General features: G+C 73.7%; 17 protein-coding genes. 6 read left to right on the forward strand and 11 right to left on the reverse strand.

Annotated elements, in window-relative coordinates:
- Positions 1-6: 6 nt before the first annotated feature.
- Positions 7-1164 carry an NAD(P)/FAD-dependent oxidoreductase gene (locus tag ACZ52R_RS19200; RefSeq protein WP_465753781.1) on the reverse strand — a complete coding sequence of 386 codons (1158 nt, stop codon included), beginning with the start codon at positions 1162-1164 and terminating at the stop codon, positions 7-9.
- A gap of 157 nt (positions 1165-1321) precedes the next feature.
- Entirely contained in the window at positions 1322-3298 is a 1977-nt protein-coding gene (locus ACZ52R_RS19205) for an IS701 family transposase (RefSeq protein WP_465753782.1), read from the reverse strand.
- 527 nt (positions 3299-3825) lie between these two features.
- Here ACZ52R_RS19205 and ACZ52R_RS19210 point away from each other — a divergent pair.
- The 4 genes from ACZ52R_RS19210 (at position 3826) to ACZ52R_RS19225 (ending at position 8493) form a co-directional block, all read left to right on the forward strand.
- Positions 3826-5028 (forward strand): 3-deoxy-7-phosphoheptulonate synthase, encoded by a 1203-nt coding sequence (locus tag ACZ52R_RS19210; RefSeq protein WP_465663953.1) that lies wholly within the window; start codon positions 3826-3828, stop codon positions 5026-5028.
- Between the two features lie 82 nt (positions 5029-5110).
- Complete coding sequence (locus tag ACZ52R_RS19215; protein WP_465663954.1) at positions 5111-5881, forward strand: 2,3-dihydro-2,3-dihydroxybenzoate dehydrogenase; 771 nt, start codon at positions 5111-5113, stop codon at positions 5879-5881.
- Positions 5882-5908: 27 nt separating this feature from the next.
- Positions 5909-6532 carry an isochorismatase family protein gene (locus ACZ52R_RS19220; protein WP_465623500.1) on the forward strand — a complete coding sequence of 208 codons (624 nt, stop codon included), beginning with the start codon at positions 5909-5911 and terminating at the stop codon, positions 6530-6532.
- An 8-nt stretch (positions 6533-6540) separates the two neighbouring features.
- Positions 6541-8493, forward strand: coding sequence for an anthranilate synthase family protein (locus tag ACZ52R_RS19225; RefSeq protein WP_465753804.1), 1953 nt, complete (start codon positions 6541-6543; stop codon positions 8491-8493).
- A 53-nt stretch (positions 8494-8546) separates the two neighbouring features.
- On the opposite strand, the gene ACZ52R_RS19230 is transcribed toward ACZ52R_RS19225, so the two are convergent.
- The 5 genes from ACZ52R_RS19230 to ACZ52R_RS19250 are packed head-to-tail and all read right to left on the reverse strand — an operon-like array spanning position 8547 to position 15312.
- Positions 8547-9992: a nitrosuccinate lyase gene (locus ACZ52R_RS19230; RefSeq protein ID WP_465623498.1), complete on the reverse strand. Its 1446-nt coding sequence runs from the start codon at positions 9990-9992 to the stop codon at positions 8547-8549.
- Positions 9989-11968: an FAD/NAD(P)-binding protein gene (locus ACZ52R_RS19235; protein WP_465623497.1), complete on the reverse strand. Its 1980-nt coding sequence runs from the start codon at positions 11966-11968 to the stop codon at positions 9989-9991. Before ACZ52R_RS19235 ends, ACZ52R_RS19230 begins: the two co-directional genes overlap by 4 nt.
- Positions 11965-13179, reverse strand: a complete 1215-nt coding sequence (locus ACZ52R_RS19240; RefSeq protein ID WP_465623496.1) for an FAD-dependent monooxygenase — start codon at positions 13177-13179, stop codon at positions 11965-11967. The genes ACZ52R_RS19235 and ACZ52R_RS19240 overlap by 4 nt, the downstream gene beginning before the upstream one ends.
- Positions 13180-13181: 2 nt before the next feature.
- Entirely contained in the window at positions 13182-14750 is a 1569-nt protein-coding gene (locus ACZ52R_RS19245; protein WP_465623494.1) for a class I adenylate-forming enzyme family protein, read from the reverse strand.
- A 19-nt stretch (positions 14751-14769) separates the two neighbouring features.
- Complete coding sequence (locus ACZ52R_RS19250) at positions 14770-15312, reverse strand: SRPBCC family protein (RefSeq protein ID WP_465623493.1); 543 nt, start codon at positions 15310-15312, stop codon at positions 14770-14772.
- Between the two features lie 146 nt (positions 15313-15458).
- On the opposite strand from ACZ52R_RS19250, the gene ACZ52R_RS19255 reads away from it, so the two are divergent.
- Positions 15459-16451 (forward strand): NADPH:quinone reductase, encoded by a 993-nt coding sequence (locus tag ACZ52R_RS19255; RefSeq protein WP_465623491.1) that lies wholly within the window; start codon positions 15459-15461, stop codon positions 16449-16451.
- A gap of 63 nt (positions 16452-16514) precedes the next feature.
- On the forward strand, positions 16515-18161 hold the full coding sequence (locus ACZ52R_RS19260) for an MFS transporter (protein WP_465753783.1): 1647 nt from the start codon (positions 16515-16517) through the stop codon (positions 18159-18161).
- Here the strand turns inward: ACZ52R_RS19260 and ACZ52R_RS19265 are convergent.
- The 4 genes from ACZ52R_RS19265 to ACZ52R_RS19280 all read right to left on the reverse strand — a co-directional run bounded on the left by ACZ52R_RS19265 (position 18089) and on the right by ACZ52R_RS19280 (position 22166).
- Positions 18089-18922 carry a class I SAM-dependent methyltransferase gene (locus ACZ52R_RS19265; RefSeq protein ID WP_465623487.1) on the reverse strand — a complete coding sequence of 278 codons (834 nt, stop codon included), beginning with the start codon at positions 18920-18922 and terminating at the stop codon, positions 18089-18091. The genes ACZ52R_RS19260 and ACZ52R_RS19265 overlap by 73 nt on opposite strands.
- A 222-nt stretch (positions 18923-19144) precedes the next feature.
- A complete protein-coding gene (locus tag ACZ52R_RS19270) occupies positions 19145-19636 on the reverse strand; it encodes a DoxX family protein (protein ID WP_465623486.1) in 492 nt (163 codons plus the stop codon).
- Between the two features lie 266 nt (positions 19637-19902).
- Positions 19903-21465, reverse strand: a complete 1563-nt coding sequence (locus ACZ52R_RS19275; RefSeq protein WP_465623484.1) for a 4-hydroxyphenylacetate 3-hydroxylase family protein — start codon at positions 21463-21465, stop codon at positions 19903-19905.
- 38 nt (positions 21466-21503) lie between these two features.
- Entirely contained in the window at positions 21504-22166 is a 663-nt protein-coding gene (locus tag ACZ52R_RS19280; RefSeq protein ID WP_465753784.1) for an FMN-dependent NADH-azoreductase, read from the reverse strand.
- Positions 22167-22253 lie beyond the last annotated feature (87 nt).

Below are 22253 nucleotides of genomic sequence, written 5' to 3' on the forward strand. Positions count from 1 at the left end.
CGTTTGTCAGTCTCCCGGGTTCCGCGGCGGCTTTGTCGGTATTTCGGGGCCGACCTGACAAAGCCCGGGTTCGGACGGCGTGGGCGCGAACGGCGTGAGGTCGACGCCGGGGGAGCGGCCGAGGTGGAGGTCGCGGATCATCCGGCCGGTGGCGGGTGCCTGGCCGAGGTCCTGGCCGGTGTACCCGGCCGCGACCAGGATCCGCTGGTGCGCGCCGCCCGCCCTGCCGATGCAGGGCGTCCTGGCCGGGGTGACGTCCACCGTCCCGGTCCACACGCTGTGCAGCCCGACGCCCCCGAGCTTCGGGTACCGCCTGGCCAGCTCCTCGGCGGCCTCCCGGAGCCACACCTGCCGCATGCCCTCCTGCCGGGAGACGCGCTCCAGACCGACCAGGAAGGACCGGCCGGCGCCCAGTGTCTTCAGCCCGGACGCCGGGTGCACGGTGAAGGGGACGTCGAGCTCGCCGTCGGCGAGGACCGGGTCGGTGCCGAACAGCTCGGCGGTCTGCGCCCACAGCGGGAGTTCCAGGCCGGCCGAGGCCGCGAGTTCGCCGCTGCCGGCCTCGGCCGCGAGGACGACGGCCTCCGCGGCGAACTCCCCGCGGTCGGTGGTGACGCGGCCGCTCCCCGCGTCCAGCCCGGTCACCCTATGGCCGGTCAGCAGCCGGGCGCCGTGTTCCCGCGCGCCGGCGGCGTAGCCCCGCATCACCGTGTCCACGTCGAGGAGGTAGGACTGCGGGCACCAGATAGCGGACTCGGTGCCGGCCGGGTCCAGCCAGGGATTACGCGCGCGGGCCTGGTCCGGGGTCAAAGGTTCCAGTTCCACGCCGACGGCGCGCTGGGCCGCCGCCTCGCGCTCCAGCGCGGCGGCCTCCTGCCGGTCGGACGCCACCACCAGCCAGCCGACGTCCGAGAGCACCAGGTCGGCGCCCCCGGCCGGGGCGAACGCCCGGTAGTCCGCGAGGCTGCGCACCGTCAGCTCGGAGTTGTGGACCTTCCCCGGCTGGTAGGTGCGCACCGGGCGGGGAGCCGGCGCGGTCTTTGCGGCGTCCGGGCCGAGCAGGACGACGTCGATGTCCGCCCGTGCGCAGTGGTACGCGATCGACAGCGCGGTCACTCCGCCGCCGATGACGAGCAGGTCCGTGGTGTGTGGCCGGCCAGGCATGTGCTCCCCCGTCTGAGGATTTCCGGTGTCGGAACGTGCGGTGCGGGAATTCACGATGCCGGAATTCACGATGCCGGAATTCACGGTGCGGGAATTCACGGTGTCGGAATGCACGGTGTCGGAATGCGCGCTTCAAGGGTGTGTCGGTGCGGCGGTGTCACCCGAGGTCTGCGCGGTAATCGGTTCGGGCGAGCAGCCGCACGAGATGGGCGACGGACGCGAGCGTGACGTGCCGGTGCCAGCCCGGAAAGGACCGGCCGCTGAAATCCCAGATTCCGGCGTTCCGGGAGACGGATTCCAGGTCCCGGTCCACCCGGCGCACGAGCCGGGCCAGTTTCAGCACGGTGGCGGCCGACACCGTCGTCAGCGTCGTCAGCCACAGCTCTTCGCACACGTTCTCCCCCACCGGGCTGACCGCGATCAGCCGCAGCGGCGCCTCCGCCCCCGGATGGGGCCGCTCGACGTCGGCGGGCCACCGGACATCGACGGTGGTGATCAGGTGGCCCTTCTCGACCGCGGGATCGGGGCCGTCGACCGGCCGGCGGCGGAACCTGGCCGCCTCGACGATCCGGCGCGCGGTGAGCGGCCCGTGCGGGCGGCGCCCGGTCAGCGCCGGGTCCTTGATCTGCAACGGCAGGGTCGCCGAGATCCGTACGAACAGGGGCACCTCGGCGGCGTGCAGCGGCCGCAGGAGCTGGGCGCGTTCCATGGCGCGCCCGTCGAGCACCACCGGCCGGTCGGGGCCCCCGGTGCGGGCCAGGACCTGCAGCAGGGCGCGGGCCGTGCACTCGCCGAGGGACTCCGCGCCGATGTCGTCGGGCATCCCCGCCCGCCGGCGCCGGTGCGCGTCCTCGACCCAGTCCTCGGGCACCTGAAGGCGCCAGCTGACCGGGGTGCTCGCCGTCTCGGAGACCGCGAGGACGCCGACCGCCCGCTGCCCGTTGACGGCCTTTCCCCGGATCGGGTCGAACCGCCGGCTCACCGCCACGGACTGCCGGCCCACCTTGGGGATCAGCACCGGGCGGATCACCCACGCCTCGGGCTCCATCGTCCGTGCCACGTACCGGGTGAGCGCGGTGCGGACGGGCTCCCAGTCCCAGGTGGAGTCGCTGATGAAGTGGTGCAGCCGCTGATCGATCCCCGGGCCGTCGACGAAGGCCGCGATGTTGCGGATGGTCTTGCGGCCGGGCGTGCCCAGGAGCCCCCGCAGGTACTGACGGGCCCTCAACCGCTGGTCACGCCGGGTGAACGTGGCGAACAGCTCGGCGCAGACCCGGTCGAGGACGAGCTCCGTCGGGTCGGGCGAGCCGGTGAGCCCCAGCAGGGGGGTCGGGTCGTCCGGGGCGCGCGGGGCCGGCACCGCCGGGGCGGGCAGTGCCGCGGACGGGCCCGGTGCCCCGGCGCCGTTCGGGCCCGGCGCCCCGGTGTCGCACGGCGCCTCGGGCACCTCCCGCAGGCTCCGGCGCAACCGGTTGAGCACGTCGACGACGGTGCACGGTTCCAGTTCGAATTCCGCCGCCACCTGGTGGACCGGCGTGCTGGGCTTCGGTGCCGGCGGCGTCCCGGGGAACTCGGCGTACCGCGGCGCCGCCGCCGGGCGGGTGCGGTCCAGCCGGACCAGGTTGGTCGGCGGGGAGTCGGGGACCTCCAGGCGGCCGCGGAGCGTGCGCACCGTCCGCGGATCGAGCCCGGTCACCGAGGCGATCGCCCGGTCCGGCCAGTGCCGGCGCGAGTTGAGGATGCGGGTGGCCGCCGCGGTGCGGTCGTCGAAGGAGAGGGGCATGCCGTGCCGGGCGTTGGACGACACCGCGGCCACGAAAGCCTCCTCCTCGTCCCCGTCGAAGAAGACCACCTCGATCGACTGGTCACCGCGCAGTTCCGCGGCCTTCAGCCGGTGCATTCCGTCCAGGATCCGCATCGTCGTGCGGTGGACGAAGATGGGCGGGAATTTGACCGGTGACCGGGCGAGCGTGGTGATGTATTCCTGGTTCTCCCCGTGCGTTCTGATATTTTCCCCGTGTCGCAGAATACGAATGGGAATCGTGCAGGCCGGCAGAACCGCCGGCGACTCCGGTGTCGAAAGGACCTCGGCCACGCTGTCGACCTGAGCGGCCGCAGCTTGTTCCCAGCGCATTGGTGCCCCCTCATCCAGTGAGTCCGTGTGGGGTATGGGTGTACCTGGAGAAAGCGAAAGGGTGGGATGGCCGGCCGACGCGCCGCACACCTGGCGCGCGCAGGAAGTACGCCACGCGGTACTCGATTCGGGAGATTCCCCCGACGGATCCCCGGCTCATGCTGAATTGGCAGATCTCGGCCCCAGGCTATACAAGCACTCGAAGGACAACAAGTGTGCGAGTCGATCGCCGCGGCAAGGGCGCTCCGTATTCTTCTCCCCAGTCGGACGGGTTACCGGAAATACCCAGTCGGACGGGTGCCCGAATGACCCAGTCGGACGGGCGGCGCGGAAACCGCGGAAATGCGCGGCCGCGGTCGGCCGCCGCCCCGGGACACCGGCCCGCGGCCGACCTGATGTGGAAGCACCTCACCTGACACAGTGCCCCGACGGGCATTGGCCCCGCCGCGCACGAGACCTGAGACTGAGGCGCAGTCAGCCGCCGATTCCCACCAGACCGTGTGTACCCGCCGCTTCGGGAGATCACCGTGCTCACTCGTACACCACCCGAGGACGCCTCGGTCACCGCCGCGTGCGACCTGGAGCTGGGTCCGGCGGCACAGCAGCCCCCATGGCCGGACGCGGAACTGGCCCGCCGGGTCCGCGGCCAACTGGCCGCCCTCCCGGGGCTGCTCGAAGCCGAGGAGGTGCTCGCGCTGCGCACCCGGCTCGCCGAGGTCGCCACCGGTGCGGCCCGGGTGGTGCAGGCGGGCGACTGCGCGGAGGATCCCGCCGACTGCACCCCGGGCGACGTCGCCCGCAAGTCGGAGCTGCTGGACCTCCTCGCCGGCCGGATGGAGGAGGGCACCGGCCGCCCGGTGCTCCGGGTCGGCCGGCTGGCCGGCCAGTTCGCCAAGCCCCGCTCCGCGCCGACCGAACGGATCGGTGACCTCGAACTGCCCGCCTATCGCGGGCACATGGTGAACAGCCCGGAGCCCGCCCCGGAGCGCCGGCGCCCCGATCCGACCCGGATGCTCTCCGGCTACCGGCTCGCCGACGCCGTCCTGCGGTACCTGGGCTGGGCCGACCGGGGCGCGCACCGGCGCCCCGCGCCGGAGGTGTGGACCAGCCACGAGGCCCTGCTGCTCGACTACGAGGTGCCGCTGGTGCGCCGCTCGGCGTCGGGCCGGGCCTGGCTGTCGTCCACCCACTGGCCGTGGATCGGCGAGCGCACCCGGCAGGTCGACGGGGCCCATGTCACGCTGCTCGCCCAGGTCGTCAACCCGGTGGCCTGCAAGGTCGGCCCCACGATGACGACCGGTGAGCTGCTGGCCCTGTGCGAACGGCTCGACCCGCGCCGGGAGCCGGGCCGGCTCACCCTGATCACCCGGATGGGCGCGGACGGGATCGGCGGCCGGCTGCCCGCCCTCGCCGCGGCCGTACGGGCCGCCGGGCACCCGGTGATCTGGCTGTGCGACCCGATGCACGGCAACACCTTCGCCACCCCGGACGGGTTCAAGACCCGGCTCCTGCCCCGGATCGTGCAGGAGGTGACCCGCTTCCAGGACGCGGTCGGCGACGGCGGCGGCGTCGCGGGCGGTCTGCACCTGGAGACCACCCCGGACGACGTCACGGAATGCGCCCGGACCCCGGCGGACGTCCCGCACGTCGGGGACAAGTACACCAGCCTCTGCGATCCGCGCCTCAACCCGGACCAGGCCGTCGAGGTGGTCTCGGCCTGGCGGACGTGAGCGCCGACCGGCTCGACGGCAGGCAACCGGCGGGCCCGAACCGGAACTTCCCCGTGCACACCCTGCAATGGAGGTCTGAACGATGGAGGACACAGTCGCCCTGGTCACCGGGGCAGCGGGCGGGATCGGCGCGGCCGTGGTCCGCGCCCTGGCCCGGCGCGGCACGCGAGTGGCCGCGGTCGACCGGGACGCCGGACGACTCCACGAGGTGACGGGGAAGATGGTCGCCGACGGCCTGTCCGTGGCGGCGTTCCCCGCCGACGTCACCCGCGCCGCCGAGGTGGCGGAACTGGTGGACGGCGTGGAGAGCACGCTGGGACCGGTGGACCACCTGGTCAACGCCGCCGGCGTGCTGCACCTCAGCCCGGTGCTCCGACTGACCGACGAGGACTGGGCCGCGACCTTCGCCGTCAACACCACGGGCGTGATGCACGTGTCACGCGCGGTGGTCGACCGCATGGTGCCCCGCCGTCGCGGCGCGATCGTCACCGTGGCGTCCAACGCGGCCGGCACGCCCCGCATGGACATGGCCGCCTACGCCGCGTCGAAGGCCGCGGCGACGATGTTCACCAAGTGCCTGGCCCTGGAGGTCGCCCGCCACGGCATCCGCTGCAACGTCGTCGCCCCCGGCTCCACCGACACCGCGATGCTCCGGTCCATGTGGCACGACGAGACCGGTCCGCAGGCGACGATCGACGGCCGGCCCGAGGCCTACAAGGTGGGCATCCCGCTGGGCAAGCTGGCCCGGCCGGCGGACATCGCGGACGCCGTGGTCTTCCTGCTCTCCGAACAGGCCGGGCACATCACCATGCACGACCTGACCGTCGACGGCGGCGCCACCTTGGGCGTGTGAGGAACCTTGGGCGTGAAGGAGAAGGCCATGGCAGGGATACCCCCCATCGAGCCCTACCCGATGCCGGCCGCGGGCGACCTGCCCGAGAACGTCGCCGGGTGGGAAGCCGACCCGGACCGGGCGGTGCTGCTCATCCACGACATGCAGCGCTACTTCGTCCGCCCGTTCCCGGACACCCTCCGCGGTGAACTGGTGGGCAACACGGCGCAGCTCCGCGAGCGCTGCGTGAGCCTCGGCATCCCGGTCGCCTACACCGCCCAGCCGGGCGGGATGACCGCCGAGGACCGCGGACTGCTCAGGGACTTCTGGGGACCGGGCATGCAGGTCGACCCCGCCGACCGCCGGATCGTCGACGAACTGGCGCCGGCCCCGGACGACTGGCTGTTCACCAAGTGGCGCTACAGCGCCTTCTTCCGGTCGGACCTGCGCGAGCGGATGGTGCGGCACGGCCGCGACCAGCTCGTCATCTGCGGCGTGTACGGGCACGTCGGGGTGCTGATGACCGCCGTCGAGGCGTTCACCAACGACCTCCAGACGTTCCTCGTCGCCGACGCGATCGCGGACTTCTCCGCGGACCACCACCGGCTGACCCTCGACTACGCCGCCCGGCGCTGCGCGGTGGTCACCACGGTCAAGGCGTTCTGCGCGTGACCGCGCCCATGACGCCCCCCGCGCCCACGACGCCCGCGGCGCCGGACCTGCTCGAGCTGGTCCGGTCGCCGCGGCCACCGGCGTTCGCGCTGATCCACCGCCCGGAGCGGACCGGCGGCGAGGTGCTGGACGTCCTCGTCGGCGAGGTGTCCGCGGTGGCCGCCCTGGCCGACATCCCGCTGCCCGAACGGGCCGACGGCGCGGGCCACGACGTGCTGGTGCTGGTGCCGTTCCGGCAGCTCGCCGAGCGCGGCTTCGCCTGTACCGACGACGGCGAGCCGCTGCTGGCGATGACCGTCACGGCCCAGGCCGAGGTGCCCTGCCACGAGGCGCTGGCACAGCTGCCCGACCTGCCGATCCGACTCTCCGGTGAGCACTTCGACATCTCCGACGACGACTACGCCGACCTGGTGCGCACGGTCGTCACCGAGGAGATCGGCCGGGGCGAGGGCGGCAACTTCGTCCTCAAGCGCTCCTACGTCGCGGAGATCACGCACTACTCGCCCGGGCACGGCCTGTCGCTGTTCCGCCGACTGCTCCAGCAGGAGACCGGCGCGTACTGGACGTTCATCGTGCACACGGGCGACCGGACGTTCGTCGGCGCCACCCCGGAGCGGCACATCAGCGTGCACGGCGGCACCGCCGTGATGAACCCGGTCAGCGGCACCTACCGGTACCCGCCGAGCGGCCCGGCCCTCCCGGACGTGCTGGCCTTCCTCGGCGACCGCAAGGAGACCGACGAGCTCTACATGGTCCTCGACGAGGAACTCAAGATGATGGCCGGGATCTGCGAGGGCGGGGGCCGCGTCGTCGGCCCGTACCTCAGGGAGATGGCCCGGCTGGCGCACACCGAGTACTTCATCGAGGGGCGCAGCACCCGCGACCCGCGCGAGATCCTCCGGCAGACCCTGTTCGCCCCCACCGTGACCGGGAGCCCGCTGGAGAACGCCTGCCGGATCATCCGCCGGTACGAGCCCGCGGGCCGCGGCTACTACAGCGGGGCCGTCGCGCTCATCGGCCGCGACGGCGGCGGCCGCACGCTGGACTCCGCCATCCTGATCCGCACCGCCGACATCGACCGGGGCGGCCGGCTCCGGCTCGGGGTCGGGGCGACCCTGGTGCGCCACTCCGACCCCGCGTCGGAGGTCGCCGAGACGCGGGCCAAGGCCGCGGGGCTGCTCGCCGCGTTGCGGGCCGACCGGCCCGCGTCCCGCGCAGACGGGCCGCCCGTCCGGGCCGACCGGCCCGCGCGCTTCGCCGACGACCCGCGTGTCCGGGCCGCACTGGCCCGCCGCAACACCGGCATCGCCGACTTCTGGCTGACCGACGCGGACCGGCGCAACGGCCCCCGGTCCGGGCTGTACGGCCCCCGGTCCGCGCTGGACGGCCGCCGGGTGCTGGTGGTCGACGCCGAGGACACCTTCACCGCCATGCTGTCCCACCAACTCCGGTCACTGGGCCTGGAAGTGACGGTCCGTCGGTTCGACGAGCGGTACACCTTCGACGGATACGACCTGGTCGTGACGGGCCCGGGACCGGGCGACCCGCTGGACGTCGGGCAGCCCAAGATCGCCCATCTGCACGCGGCGGTCGACCGGCTGCTCGCGGAACGGCGGCCGTTCCTCGCGGTGTGCCTCAGCCACCAGGTGCTCAGCGCCCGGCTCGGGCTGGAGGTGATCCGCAAGGGGGTGCCGAACCAGGGCCTCCAGCAAGACATCGACCTGTTCGGCCGCCCCGAGCGGGTCGGTTTCTACAACTCCTTCGCCGCCCGCAGCGACGACGACAAGACCGAGTGCCCGGGGATCGGCGCGGTGGAGATCAGCCGCGACCCGGCGACGGGGGAGGTGCACGCGCTCCGCGGGCCCGGGTTCGCCTCGGTGCAGTTCCACGCGGAGTCGGTGCTCACCGTCGACGGCGTCCGCGTCATCGCCGACCGGCTCGGTGAGGCCCTGGGACAGTGAGGACGACGGAAGGGGGCCCGCCGACCGAGGCGGGCCCCCTTCCGTCGTCAGCGTCACTCCTTCAGCGCCCGATCGACCAACGGCCCGGCGGCGCCGGTGTAGTGGGCCGGGTCGCACAGTCGCTCCAACTCGCCGACGGGCAGCCGGCCGTCGAGTTCCGGGGCCTCGGCGAGCACCGCGGACAGCGGGCGGCCGGACCGTTCGGCGGCCGCGGCGGCCTCGGTCAGCAGGTGCCGTGCGGCGGCCGGGCCGAGGGTGGCGCCCAGCACGGCGGCGATCCGTTCCGAGACGATCCGGCCCCCGGTGAGGGCGAGATTGTCGCGCATCCGGTCCGCCCGCACCTGCAGCCCTTCGGCCAGTTCCACCGCGGTGTGCGCCGATCCGCCGGTCAGCCGCAGGCACTCGCGCAGCAGCTGCCACTCCGCGTGCCAGCCGCCGGCCGACCGCTCGTCCTCGACGCAGAGGCACTGCGTCAGCCCGGCCGACAGCACCGGTACCTGGAGCGCCGCGCTCCGGATCAGGGTAGCGAGCACCGGATTGCGCTTGTGCGGCATGGCGGAGGATCCGCCGCGTCCGGGCGCGCCCGGTTCGGTCAGCTCCGCGATCTCGGTGCGGGCCAGGGTCTGGACGTCGAGCGCGATCTTGCCCAGGGCGCCGGCGGTGAAGGAGAGCGCGGCGGCGAGGTCGGCGATCGGGGTGCGCAGCGCGTGCCAGGGCAGTCGCGGCCGGGCGAGCCCGGTCTCCGCGGCGAACGCGTCGGCGAGGGCGTCGGCGTACCCGCCGGGGTCGGCGGCGCCCCCCGCGTCGGCGTGCGCGCCGGCGTAGGCGTCGGCGTGGGCGAGGTAGCCGGCGAGGGTGCCGGCCGCCCCGCCGAGCGCCACCGGCAGACCGTCCCGCAGCACCCGGTCGACCCGGTCGGCGGCGTCGAGCACCAGGCTCCGCCAGCCCGCGGCCTTCAGCCCGAAGGTGGTGGGCACCGCGTGCAGGGCCAGGGTCCGGCCGGCCATCACCGTGTCACGGTGCCGTCCGGCGAGGCGGGCCAGCGCCCGCGCCGTCCGGCCGAGGTCCTGCCGGAGCAGGCGCAGCGCCCGGTCGGCGACCAGCATGGCGGCGGTGTCGAAGATGTCCTGGCTGGTGGAGCCCCGGTGCACGTACTCGGCGGCGGAGGGGTCGTCGGCGGCGACGAGCGCGGTGAACGCCGTCACCAGTGCCACCACCGGATTGGCCGTTTCCCGCGCCTGTACGGCGATTCGGCGCAGGTCGAGGCGGTCGGCCCGGGCCGCGGCGGTGATCGCGGCGGCCGCCGGTCCGGGTACGGTGCCCAGCCGGGCCTGGGCCCGGGCCAGTGCCGCCTCGGCGTCGAGCATGGCCTGCAGCCACGCCCGGTCGGCGACGGCGGCCTCGACGGGGGTGCCGGCCCGTACGGGGGAGAGCAGGCCGGCATCGGCATCGGCACCGGTAGCGGCTCGGGCGTCGGCGGGGGGCGGCGGCATCGTCATATCGGAACTCCCGTCAGTTCGGTCGGATCGCTCGCCGGGTCGGCCGCGACCGGTTGGCGGTCCACCGGTGGCACGGCGAGCAGGGCGCGGGCGATGGCGTCGGCGTCGGCGAGGGTCACCGAGTCGACCCCGGGGCGGATGCCGGCCGCGGTGACCCAGTGCACCGCCTCGGTGGGGACGCCGTAGGCGAAGCGGCGCGGGTGGGCCTGCCCGTGCGCGTCGAGCAGCCGGTAGGGGCGTTCGGTGACGGCGAGTCCGCCGGTCTCGTGGGCGCCGCCCCGGGCGTTCGGGATGCGGTAGGTGGTGCACTGCTCGGTGCGGAGCAGGTGGAGCAGGAGCGGATCCGCGGTGCGGCGCAGGTCCGGCTCGGGCAGCCGGGCCTCGATGAGGACCCCGGACCGCACCGCGGGTCCCGGCGCGAGGGGCGAGTTGGCGACGAAGCCCGGGGAGGCGGTGTCGAAGCGCACCTGGGTGCCGGGCCCGGTGAGGGTGAGGACGCCCGCCTCGATCAGGGCGATCATCTCCTCGACGCGCGACACCGGCGGGCCGATGGAGAGGAAGGCGTTGAGCGGGGTGTACCACCCGTCGAGCTCGTCCCGGTGCGAGTCGCCGTCCAGGCCGCCGTGGTCCACCGCGAGCCGGATCTCGTTGCGCAGGTCGCGGAGCACGTCCAGGGCGGCCTTCAGCGGCCCGCTGACGTTGCCCGCCTTCGCCTCCCGCACGTCCCGCGCCAGGTACGCCAGCAGCCAGCTCCGGAACTCCGCCCGCCCGCCGAACTCCGTACCGGCGCAGGGCCGGGCGATCCGTGCCCAGTCCCACCGGTCCGCGGGGGCGATGCCGTGGCGTTCCAGCAGCCGGGCCCGGTCCGCCGGGTCCGGCAGCGCCACGTACTGCTCCGAGAAGGCCTCCCGTTCGGCCTGCCGCCCCCGGGACGCCAGCAGGGCGCCGTAGTAGACCGCTTCGACCTCCCGGGCGATCAGCGGCCACAGGTCGGCGCCGAAGCGGACCCGGCTGCCCGCGCGGGCGCGGCGGCGCAGCCCGTCGAGGAACCCGGGTGTCAGCAGTCGGGGCCGGTGGCGGCCGGAGGCGCCCTTCTCGTTCTCCCCGCGTGCGTGGTGCGGGACTCCGCGGCGGGAGAAGGCGTAGAGCAGGGGCTCGTCCCCGCCGGGCCGGTAGCGCAGCCGGTCGCCGTCGCGGACGAAGGAGCCGCCGCGGCCGACGGTCAGCAGGGCCATGTAGTCGAAGAAGTTCAGCCCGAGGCCGCGCAGCAGCACCGGGCGGCCCGGCGTGACCGCGCTCAGGTCGGTCTCCGCGGGGTTGCCGGGCGGCAGGTAGCCGAGGTGGTGGATGCGGGCCAGGCCGGCCGCGCGCTCCTCCCGGGGGGTCAGCCGGGCCGGGAGGTGGCCCTGGGCCAGCACCACGGCGTCCAGGTCGTCGAGCCGGGTCCGGTTCTCCAGCCGGACGCCCTGCGCGCCGTCGGGCAGGCCGTGGGTGTCGGCCATGGCCACGGCGAGCGACCGGTGCACCCGGACGCGCACCCGCTCGGGGGCGAAGGAGACCACCCGCCGGAAGGCGTCCCGGAGGTAGTGCCCGTACAGCGCCCGGGTGGGGTAGGAGTCGGGGCCCAGGGTCCGTGCCTCGGCGAGGACGTCCTCGTCGTAGTCGGCGGGGGAGCCGAGCAGCGCCACGTTCCGCGCCCAGGCGTGCAGGCTGGGGCCGGGCTCGATCGGCCCGGCGATGCGCATGCTGGCGTCCGTGTAGACGGTGATCTGCGAGGCCACGGTGTTGGCCAGCAGGTGGCGGGACTGCCCGGTCCGCCAGACGGCGCCGGCGCCGGGGGCCTGCGGGTCGACGACGTGCACGGTGACGGCGGGGGCCGTCGGATCGTGCCGGGCGTTGGCGCACAGCCGCTCCAGGACCGACAGCCCGCGGGGACCGGCCCCGATGATGCACACCTGCAGGTGCCGGTCGGTCATCGGGCCGCCTCCCGGTGGGGGAGGGCGGCCGGGGCGCCGGTGGTGAAGTCCCGTGCGCCGTGCATCCACGCGAGGTGGTCGTGCAGGTCGGTGGGCGACATCCCGGACAGCGCCGCGTTCCTGGCCGAGGCGTCCGCACCGGCGGGGTGCCACAGCGCGATGCTCGCGCGGGAGATCCGTTGGACCGCGGCGGTGCGGTCGCGCCGCAGCCGGTTGTACTCCGCGAAGCACCCGGCGACGTCCGTTCCGCCGCCGTCCAGCAGGTCGCCCAGAACCACCGCGTCCTCCAGGGCCTGGCAGGCCCCTTGGGCCGCGTAGTGCAGCATCGGATGGGCCGCGTCGCCGAGCAGGGCGACCGGGCCGTCGGTCCAGTCGTCGACCGGGGCCCGGTCGACCAGCACCCAGGACCTCCACTGCTCACCGAGGTCGAGGAGCCGGCGCGGCGTCGTGTCGAGCCCGCCGAACAGGTCGCGGACGACGCGCTGTTCGACCGGGACGCCGGCGAGCGCCCGGGTGGCGCCGCCGTCGTGACTGGCGGCCAGGTTGAGGTACTCGCCCCCGGCGATCGGGTAGTGCACGAAGTGGCACCCGGGACCGGCCCACCACGTCACGGCGTTCCACCGCAGCGGCTCCGGCACCCGCTCCATCGGGATGATCGCGCGGTAGACGGTGATGCCGGAGATGCGGGGCGGTCCGTCGCCGACCAGCTGCCGACGGACCGCGGAGTGGATGCCGTCCGCCCCGATCAGTGCGTCACCGGTGATCCGCTCGCCGTTGTCGAGGACGGCCGTCGCACGGGTGCCGTCCTGCTCGTACCCGGCGACCGGCCGGCTCGGGCACAGCTCGATCCGCGCCGTGTCGAGGCAGGCCGCGAGCAGCAGCCCGTGGAGTTCGCGGCGGTGCACGACCACGTACGGGTTGCCGAACCGCCGCCGGTAGCCCTCGGTGAGCGGCACGCTGGTGACGTGCTCACCGGTGACACCGTCCATGAACCGCAGCTCGTCGACGTGCACCGCGTGGGACCGGACGTCGGCACCCAGCCCGAGGCGGGCCAGGGCGTGCATCCCGTTCGGCGCCAGCTGGAGCCCGGCGCCGAGTTCGGCGAAGTGCGCGCCGCGTTCGAGGACCACCACGTCGTGGCCCCGCCGCGCGATGCCCAAGGCGGCGGCCAGCCCACCGATGCCGCCGCCGGCGACGACTACCTTCGCCATCGCTATCGGCCCCGGTTCCCGTTGCTCAGGGCTTTCGCCAGCTCCAGCCGCTTGATCTTGGTGGTGGCGGTCTGCGGCAGGTCCGCCTGGCGCCACTGGACCGGCGCCGCCATCGGGGGCAGGCCGGCCGTGGCACGCTCCCACGCCGCCTGGTCGAGCGGCTTGTTGTCCCGGGTGCACACCACCGGCACCGGCCTGCCGTCCGGGCCGGGCACGATGATGACCTCCGCCAGCTCGTCCAGCGCGGAGAAGAGGGTGTCCTCGGCGGTCAGGGTGCTGCCGAAGCCGGGGATGACGTCGACCTCGCGGTCGAGCAGGTGCAGGCAGCCCCACCGGGTGCGGTAGCCCACGTCGCCCATGCGCCACCACGCGTCGTGCTCCTGCCGGGCGTACCGCTCGGCTTCGCCCAGGTACGTCAGGACCCGGCCGTTGGAGCGGATCTCGATGAATCCGGGGGACGCCTCGGACACCGGCCGGCCGTCCTGGCTGACCACCCGGACCGCCGTCATGCCGGGGAACGCGTGGCCGACGCAGCGGCCGTCGGCGTCCTCGCCGCGCCACCGGGTGAAGATCCGCCCGACCACCGGTCCGGCCTCGCTCTGGCCGTAGAGCTGGGCGAAGATCGGCACCTGGTGCCGGGAGGCCCCCAGCATCCGCCGCACGGTCCGGGGGTGGATGGCGTCGAAGGTGCTGCTGAAGTACTTCACCTGGGCCAGCGGCCGTCGCGGGTCGTCCACCAGCTCCTCCCACCGCATGAACGTGTTGGGGTGGGCCTCGACCACACCCGGGCGCAGCCGGGCGAACAGGTCGGCGGTCCGTCGCGGGTCGTCGTCGGCCAGCATGACGAGCGGGAAACCGCGCAGCAGCGCGATGGCCATCGCGGTGAAGAGCCGGGAGTGCACGAAGGACACGTGCATCGCCACCGGGCGCCGCTTGCGGACCAGCGCGGCCGCCGCGGCCTGCGGCCGGTAGCGGGCCTGCAGCGTCCAGCCGGTGTGGACGGCCAGCTTCGGGATGCCGGTGGTGCCGGACGTGTGCGTGATCAGCGTCGGATGGTGGGCGGACACGGCGACCGGCGCGACCCGCGGTGAACCGGCCAGGTCCTGCAGCCGTCGGGCGTCGGGGTGGTCGCCCGCGGCGAGCAGCACCCGGCGCGCGTGGTCGAAGACCGCGGCGGGCAGTTCGCCGTCCAACTTGGCCTGGTCCGTGATGAGGTAGGGCCGGTCCACCCGGCGCACCAGCTCGGCCACGGTCGCGCCGTCGAGCTTCGGCGACAGCAGCACCGGCACCGCGCCGATCCGCACGGCCATGCACGCCAGCAGGGTGATGTCGAAGTTGTTCGTCTTGTAGACGACCACCCGGTCCCCCGGACGGACCCCGGCCGCCCACAGCCGGGACGCGAAGTCGTCGACCAGGTCCGCGATCTCCCCGACGGTCAGCCGGCGGCCCGGCTCGGGTGCCAGGTCCAGATCGTGGTCGAGGACCACGACGTTGGCCGGATGCCGGGCCGCCGCCCGGTCGAAGAGCGTGCCCAGCCGGATTCCGCGATTTCCCACCCGTTGCAGCAGCATGTTCCGCCCTTCCTCCCGGTCACGCCTTCTCGACGATCGCCCTGACGCGGCCCAGCGTGGCCTGGAGGTCCCCGGCCAGCTTCTCGGTCCAGTCGGCGAGGAACCTCCTCCTGGTGGCCTCGTCCATCTCCGCGGTGATCCCCCGGATCCCCTCGGTCGCGGTGCCCATGCGCAGGCCGTGCACCAGGACGCAGCCGTCGCCGTCCGGCGCGATCTCGTACGACCAGACGCTGTCCTGCGGGTTCCCGGCGCTGTCCCGCATGGCCCAGCGGAAGAGCCGCCCGGGCTCGGCGGCGACCACCTGCGACTCGGTGCGCCACACGCCGCGGACGACGGGCGCCCACGCGACGACGTCCGGGGCGCGCAGGTTCTCGCCGCGGAAGACGGCGCCCACCGTCCCCGGGCGGCCGGCCACCCACGTACCGCCCGTGCACTCCGGGCTCCACTCGGCGCTCCGCGGCAGATCGCTGACCACCGCGTACACCTCGGCCGGCGACGCGGCGATCCGGATCCGCGCCCGGACATCGAACAAGGGCGTGAGCTGGAAATCGGTTGAGGTCATGGATCGAATCTCGTGCGGGTGGCGCCGGCAGTCAAAGAAGAGGTCGCGGGTGCGTCAAGTCGGCACGTCTTGTGTGAGTTGACGAAGCCTCAGGTCGTTTCTCCGCACGTTCCCGCGCGCGGTCCACCGGTGCCAGAATCGGCAGGGTGCTGGCTGCCTATGTAGACCGACTCGGGTCACCCGAAGAGATTCGGCACGGCGAACTCCCGGCCCCACGGCCCCGATCGAACGAGGTGCTGGTCAACGTCCTCGCCTCGACGGTCAACCCGGTGGACACCTTCGTGCGGTCCGGGCAGTACCGGACCGCGCTGAGCTTCCCGTTCGTGATCGGCCGGGACGTGGTCGGCGTGGTCGCCGAGACGGGCGCCGACGTGTCCGGCTTCGCCCCGGGCGACCGGGTGTGGTGCAACAGCCTGGGCCACGACGGCCGGCCGGGGGCCGCGGCGGAACGGGCGGTTGTGGCGGCGGACCGGCTCTACCACCTGCCGGAGGGAGTGGCGCCGACCACGGCCCTCGCCGTGGTGCACCCCGGGGCCACCGCCTGGCTCGCGCTGTTCCGGCACGGCGCCCTCCGGCCGGGGGAGACCGTCCTCGTCGCCGGTGCCGCCGGCAACGTCGGCAGCGCGCTCGTCGTGCTGGCCGCCGAGGCGGGCGCCCGGGTGATCGCCACCGCCGCCCGCCGCGACCTGGCGTACTGCCACGGCATCGGTGCAGCCGAGGCGCTCGACTACGCCGATCCCCGCCTGACCGAGCACCTGAACTCGCTCTGCCCGCAAGGGATCGACGTGCACCTGGACACCTCGGGCCGGAACGACCTCGGCACCGCGGTCGAACTCCTCGCACCCCGGGGCCGGATCGTGCTGCTCGCCGGCGCGCGCACGCACCCCGTCCTCCCGGCGGGGGCGCTCTACATGAAGGACGGCTCGATCCGGGGCTTCGTCATCTCCCGTGCCACGACGGCCGAACTGGCCGACGCCGCCGACGCCCTCAACCGCCTGCTCCCCACCGGGCGGCTGAGGGCCCGGAGGACGGAGACCCTGCCCCTGCCCGCCGCCGCCGAGGCCCACCGGCGCATGGAGGCCGGTGAACTGCACGGCAGGCGGCTGATCCTGGACATCGCCGGAGCGGCCGGGCGCTAGCCACTGCGTAAACCGCTGCGTAGGGCGCGGCGAAGCTACTGCGAATCGAGGAGGCCCCGCCCGATGGAACGCCGATGGTGGACGCTACTGGTGGTGTGCGCGTCGATGTTCATGCTGCTGATCGACGTCAACGTGGTCGTCGTCGCCCTGCCGGACATCCAGCACGCGCTCGGCGCGAGCTTCGCCGGCCTGCAGTGGATGACGGATGCCTACGCCCTCACACTGGCCGCGCTGCTGCTCACCGCCGGTTTCCTCGCCGACAGGTACGGAAGGCGGCGGGTGTTCGTCGTCGGCCTGGTGGTCTTCACCGGCGGCTCGCTGCTCTGCGGCCTCGCGCCGAACGCGTCGACGCTGGTCCTGTTCCGCGCGGTGCAGGGGAGCGGCGGCGCGATCCTGTCGGCCACCTCGCTCGCCCTGCTCGCCGGTTCCTTCCAGGGCAGGCAGCGTGGCGTGGCGTTCGGTGTCTGGGGCGCGGTCGCGGGCGTCGCGACCGGTCTGGGCCCGGTCCTCGGCGGCGTGCTCACCGGTGGCGTCGGCTGGCGCGGGATCTTCCTGGTGAACGTGCCGGTCGGCATCGCCGCGCTGGTCATCACGGTGCGCCGGGTGGACGAGTCCCGCACCACGGGGGACCGCCGGATCGACTGGCCGGGCGTGGTGACCCTGACCACCGGGCTGTTCGGCCTGGTGTACGGGCTGATCACGGCGAGCGAAGCCGGCTGGGGGCAGCGCGGCGTGCCCCTCTGGCTCGGCCTGGCGGCGCTCTGCCTGGTGGCGTTCGCGCTGGTCGAACGGCGGGTGCCGGAGCCGATGTTCGACCCGTCGCTGCTGCGCATCCCGACCTTCGTCGGCGGCTCGGTGGCGGCCTTCGCCATGAACGCCTCGCTGTACGCGGTCTTCGTCTACCTCGTCCTCTATCTCCAGAACGGCCTCGGCGGCAGCCCGCTGGTCACCGGCGTCCGACTGCTGACCGGCTCCGCCTTCACCTTCGTCGCCGCCTTCGCCGCGGGCCGGCTGACCAGTCGGGTGCCGGTGCGGTGGCTGATCGGCCCGGGCCTCGGCCTGGTGGGCGCCGGCCTGCTGCTGATGCGGGGCCTGACCGCCGGGTCGGAGTGGACCCACCTCATCGCCGGGCTCGTCGTCTCCGGCCTCGGCGCCGGCCTGGTCAATCCACCGCTCGCCTCGACGGCGGTGGGTGTCGTGCCGCCGCACCGGTCCGGGATGGCCTCGGGCGCCAACCAGACCTTCCGGCAGATCGGCATCGCGGTCGGGGTCGCCTGCTACGGCACGATCTTCGCGGCCTCGCTGCACGCGACGCTCCGGCACCGGCTGGCCGACATCCCGGCGCTGAGCGGCCAGGTCGAGCAGATCGCCGGTGCGGTGCACCGGGGAGTCACCGACCGGGCGGTGGCGCTCGCGCCGGCGGAGGCCCGCGACGCGCTGGCCGACGCGATCCGGGCCGGATTCGCCGACTCCCTCGACGCCGTGCTGCTCGTCGCCGGCCTGCTGGCGCTGGTGGGTGGCGTGCTGGCCACCGCGCTGATCCGCAGCCGGGACTTCGTCGCCCCCCGGCCGCCGGTCCCGGGTCGGACGCCAGACGTGGGTCAGACGCCAGACCCGCGTCAGACGACGGACCCGCGTCAGACGACGGACCCGAGCAGGAAGGACTCGCCGACGTCCGGCCGGAGCCCGTCCGGGCGCCCGGCGAAGTAGCGCTCGGTCAGGTCCGCCGTCGAGACGTGCCGCACCTCGTGGAGCCCGCACTCGCGCGCCAGCCGGAGCATCTCCTCGGCGGTGAAGAAGCTGCGGAACCGGATCGGATAGTGCGGCTGCTCGCCCGCGGCGGCGACGGTCTCGGGCGGCAGCAGGAAGGTCATCGCGAAGGCGGAGCCCGGGGCCGTCTTCGCCGCCTTGGTCAGGGTGTCCGCGACCGCGTCCTTGGTGAGGTACATGCTGACCCCGGTGCTGGCCAGCACTGCCGGCCGGTCCGGGTCGAAGCCGGCCTCGACCAGGCGCTGCCACCAGTCCTCGTCCGCCTCGAAGTCGACCGGGACCAGGCGCAGCCAGTCGGGCACCCCGTAGCCGAGCTCGTTCAGCCGCTGCCGCTTCCACGCCTGCGGGCCGTCCTGGTCGATCTCGAACACCCGCATCTCGGCGGCGAGTTCCGGGCGCCGCTGGGCGAAGGTGTCCAGGCCGGCGCCGAGGATCACGTACTGCCGGACGCCGGCGGCGAACCGCTCGGCGACCAGGTCCTCCACGAACCGCGCCCTGGCGACGACGCCCGCGCGGAACCCGCCGGTGGCGTTCCTGCCCATGTCGGGCCGGCGGCGCCAGTTCTCACCCGGCGCGACGAGTTCCAGGCCGATCTCGTCGTCGAGGACGTGCGGGGGCGCGTCGACCTGGACGTGCATGGCCCGCCACAGGGCCACTCGCAAGGCGGTCGACTCGGGCGCGACGGTTCGCTGGGCAGGCATGACGTACTCGCTCTCGGTCCGTGGATCTCCGATCACGGTAGGTCATGCTCGGTGCCCGCGCCGTTGCGCCCGGGCGGATCCGTCGCGCCCGGGCGCGTGCTGCGGGGCTCGTCCCGTACTGCCGAGTTCACCCGATGGAATGACGCACGCTCCTCGGCATCGTCGCGGGAGCCGAGGAGCGTGGGATCGGTGTTCAGCTTGGCATCGGTCTGTTGCGGGGAATCAGTACGTCTCGTCGCGGAACACGCGCCACACGGTCGTCCCGGCGGCAACGCCGAGCGTGAGGGCGCCGAGCCCCCAGACGGCACCGGTCCGCTCGCGGCCGAGCGCACGGTCGACGGAGAGCGGCCCCGGGCCGTCCCAGGCCAGGCAGGCCGCGGCCGTGATCAGGACCACCGGGTACTCGTAGCCGCCGTTCTCGGCCCACAGGCCCTCCCGCCGGTGCACGGCCGCGGCGTTGACCATCTCCCCGATGAGGGCGGCCGCCGCCAGAGGGGTGGCCGTCCCGGTCACCAGGCCCACGCCCGCGGCCAGTTCGGTGACACCGGCCAGCGTGGCCATCGCCCGGCCGTTGCGGTACCCGAACTTCTCGAAGTTCTCCGCCGTCTGCTCGTGGCCCGATCCGCCGAACCAGCCGAACAGCTTCCGGCCACCGAAGCCGATGGCGAGTCCGCCGACGACGCCCCTCATGATCAACCGGCCCGTACCCGCCATCGCCGTCCTTCCGTCCTCCCGGCCGTGCCGGGGATGCGAGGTGCCGCCGGGCGCCGACCACCGGCGACCGGGGGTGAGATTGCTAGCATCCTAGCAGCCTTGGCATCTCTGGCGTCTGGCATTCCTGACGTTCGGTCAAATTACGTTGGCTGCAGCATCCCTGGCATCGCCCCTCCGGGTTGCCGGTGATCCCCGTGCTCCCGGGTGGCCCCGGTGGTCCCGGTGTGCGAGTGGGGAGATTCCCCGCTCGCACACCGCCACGGCCGCTACGACGACGGCTGGCTCTTCGCCGGGTACATCCCGGTGAGCGGCTTGGTCGGCGCGGGAGGGGGCGCCATGTGCAGCACCTCCGGCGAGAGCGGGATGTCCAGGCTCCGGTCCGAGCCGGCCAGCGCCCGCTCGACCGTGCGGTGGATCTCCGTCTTGTCCGAGCCCAGGTAGAGCCCGGCGGTCAGCCGCACCGGGTCGCCGCTGTAGTAGTTCACGTACTGCATGAGCCGCTGGCCGAACCCGTCGCCGGCCACATCCCAGGCGAGCTTGAACAGTCGGACCCGCTCCTCGGCCGAGACGCCCGGGCGACCCCGCACGAACCGGTCGATGAGCGGGCGCAGTTCCTCGTTGGCGAAGTCCCCGCCGGACGGCGCGTAGAAGAAGTTGCCCGCCGCCAGGATCTGGATGACCTCGACCATCCGGCGGTGCGTCGGCGCGGTCTGCATGAGGAACGCCATCATCCCCGGCAGGTACGGCACCCAGGTGCCGTCCGGCAGCGGGGCGGCCAGGGCCTCGGCGCCGTAGAACAGGGTCCGCAGGGTGTCGAGCCGGGAGATGAGGTCGCCGAGCTTCTCCTGGACGTGCAGGAACTCGTCGATCCCGGTCGCGTCGGCGACCTTCGTCGCGATGCCGCACAGCAGTTCCATCGAGGCCAGGCTCCGAGCGCCGTTGACCACCAGGACGCTCGGGTCGTTGCCGAGCACCCGGTTGACCAGGTCGCGGCTGCCGGGCCGGCCGTCGACGACGACCCGGTCCCACGGGACCAGCACGTCGTCGAAGACGGCGATGCAGTCCATCTCCTCGAACCGGCTGCTGAGCGGGTGGTCGAACTCCGTCCGGCCGGCCGGTGCCACCGGCTCGCGGCAGATGAACTTCAACCCGGGTGTGTCGGTGGGGATCGCGAACACCACCGCGTAGTCGTCGTCGCCCGGGGCGATGCCCCCGAAGGGGACGACCACGAGCTCCTCCGCGAACGGCGCCATGGTGCTGAGCATCTTCGCGCCACGGACGACGATGCCCTCGTCGGTCTCGCGCACCTTCCCCAGGTGCAGGAACGGGTCCTCCTGCTGGGACGAGGTCTTCGACCGGTCGATCGCCGGGTTGATCAGGACGTGCGTCAGGAAGAGGTCGTTGTCCCGTACGTGCTCGTAGTACCGGCGGGCGTTCCGGCCGAAGCGCTCGTCCAGGTCGCCGAACACCGGGGCGTTGGTGTTCCAGCCCAGGACGAACGCGTTCATGAAGTCCGGCGACCGGCCCATCATCCCGAAGGTGTGGTCGGCGCGGAGCTTGAAGTGCCGCCGTTTGGCGACCAGGTCCTCCTTGCTCCGGCACGGCTGGAACGAGCGCGACAGCCGTTCACCCGTCGTGGGGTCCGCGTAGGTGCAGATGTCGACGTACCGCGGGTCCAGTTGGAGGTCGTACTGCTCCGCGATGGTCCGCAGCGGGCCGGCGAAGACCGGCTCCTCGGTGACGTGGGTGATGCGGCGGCCGTTGAGGTAGATCTCGGGCTGGAGCGACGTCAGGTTGTCCAGGTACTGCTTCCCGGTGCGTGCGGGCACGGTGTCCTCCTTGTCGGGCGGTGGGCGGGAGTTGCGGCTCAGCCGAGGACGGCGCTCTCGCGCCGGGCGAGGTCCCGGCCCGCCGCGCGGGCCTGTTCCTCTGCGGCGATCCGGGTGCGCGCGGCCAGCTCGGTGAACCGGTCCAGTGCCGGATCGATCCCAACGAGAGTCAACTCCCGTTCCACCACGGTGAGTTGAAGCTTCCACACATCGTCGAACATGCGACGCATCCAGCCGATGGCGTGGTCCCAGCCGTCCCGCGGCGTCCCCGGCCCGTAGGCGCCGCCCCGGGCGGTCACCAGCACCGCCGGCTTGCCCGCCAGCGGTCTCTCCCCGCCCGGGGCCATCCGCGGATCGGTGAGGACGAGGTCCACCCAGGCCTTCAGGTGCTGGGAGACACCGAAGTTGTAGAGCGGCGCCGCGACGATCACGGCGTCGGCGGCGACCAGTTCGTCGGCCAGCGACGAGGCCAGTGCCAGGGCGTCCCGCTGCTCGGACGTGTGCCGCTCCGGGGGAGTGAACCGGGTCGCCACCGCGGCGGCCCAGGCGGTCGGCGGCAACGGGGCCTCGCCGAGGTGGCGCCGGACCACCACCGGCGCGTCCGGGGTCGCGGCGCGCCACTCCCGCTCCACGAGGTCGGCGAGCACGGCGGTGCTGGATCGGGGGCCGAGGATGCTGGTGTCCAGCCGTAGGAGAGTCATCACGAACTCCGGAGGTGGGGTGGGTGGGGGCGGCGCCGGGAGCATCAGCGCCCCCGTGTGCGGCGTCCTCGAACGGCCGGAGGCGGC

It is taken from the genome of Kitasatospora sp. NPDC034023, from assembly GCF_055575795.1.

Coding starts and splice junctions, on each gene's coding strand:
- ACZ52R_RS19200 (WP_465753781.1), bottom strand. CDS start 1,164: ATGCCTGGCCGGCCACACACCACGGACCTGCTCGTCATCGGCGGCGGA.
- ACZ52R_RS19205 (WP_465753782.1), bottom strand. CDS start 3,298: ATGCGCTGGGAACAAGCTGCGGCCGCTCAGGTCGACAGCGTGGCCGAG.
- ACZ52R_RS19215 (WP_465663954.1), top strand. CDS start 5,111: ATGGAGGACACAGTCGCCCTGGTCACCGGGGCAGCGGGCGGGATCGGC.
- ACZ52R_RS19220 (WP_465623500.1), top strand. CDS start 5,909: ATGGCAGGGATACCCCCCATCGAGCCCTACCCGATGCCGGCCGCGGGC.
- ACZ52R_RS19225 (WP_465753804.1), top strand. CDS start 6,541: ATGACGCCCCCCGCGCCCACGACGCCCGCGGCGCCGGACCTGCTCGAG.
- ACZ52R_RS19230 (WP_465623498.1), bottom strand. CDS start 9,992: ATGACGATGCCGCCGCCCCCCGCCGACGCCCGAGCCGCTACCGGTGCC.
- ACZ52R_RS19235 (WP_465623497.1), bottom strand. CDS start 11,968: ATGACCGACCGGCACCTGCAGGTGTGCATCATCGGGGCCGGTCCCCGC.
- ACZ52R_RS19240 (WP_465623496.1), bottom strand. CDS start 13,179: ATGGCGAAGGTAGTCGTCGCCGGCGGCGGCATCGGTGGGCTGGCCGCC.
- ACZ52R_RS19245 (WP_465623494.1), bottom strand. CDS start 14,750: ATGCTGCTGCAACGGGTGGGAAATCGCGGAATCCGGCTGGGCACGCTC.
- ACZ52R_RS19250 (WP_465623493.1), bottom strand. CDS start 15,312: ATGACCTCAACCGATTTCCAGCTCACGCCCTTGTTCGATGTCCGGGCG.
- ACZ52R_RS19260 (WP_465753783.1), top strand. CDS start 16,515: ATGGAACGCCGATGGTGGACGCTACTGGTGGTGTGCGCGTCGATGTTC.
- ACZ52R_RS19265 (WP_465623487.1), bottom strand. CDS start 18,922: ATGCCTGCCCAGCGAACCGTCGCGCCCGAGTCGACCGCCTTGCGAGTG.
- ACZ52R_RS19270 (WP_465623486.1), bottom strand. CDS start 19,636: ATGGCGGGTACGGGCCGGTTGATCATGAGGGGCGTCGTCGGCGGACTC.
- ACZ52R_RS19280 (WP_465753784.1), bottom strand. CDS start 22,166: ATGACTCTCCTACGGCTGGACACCAGCATCCTCGGCCCCCGATCCAGC.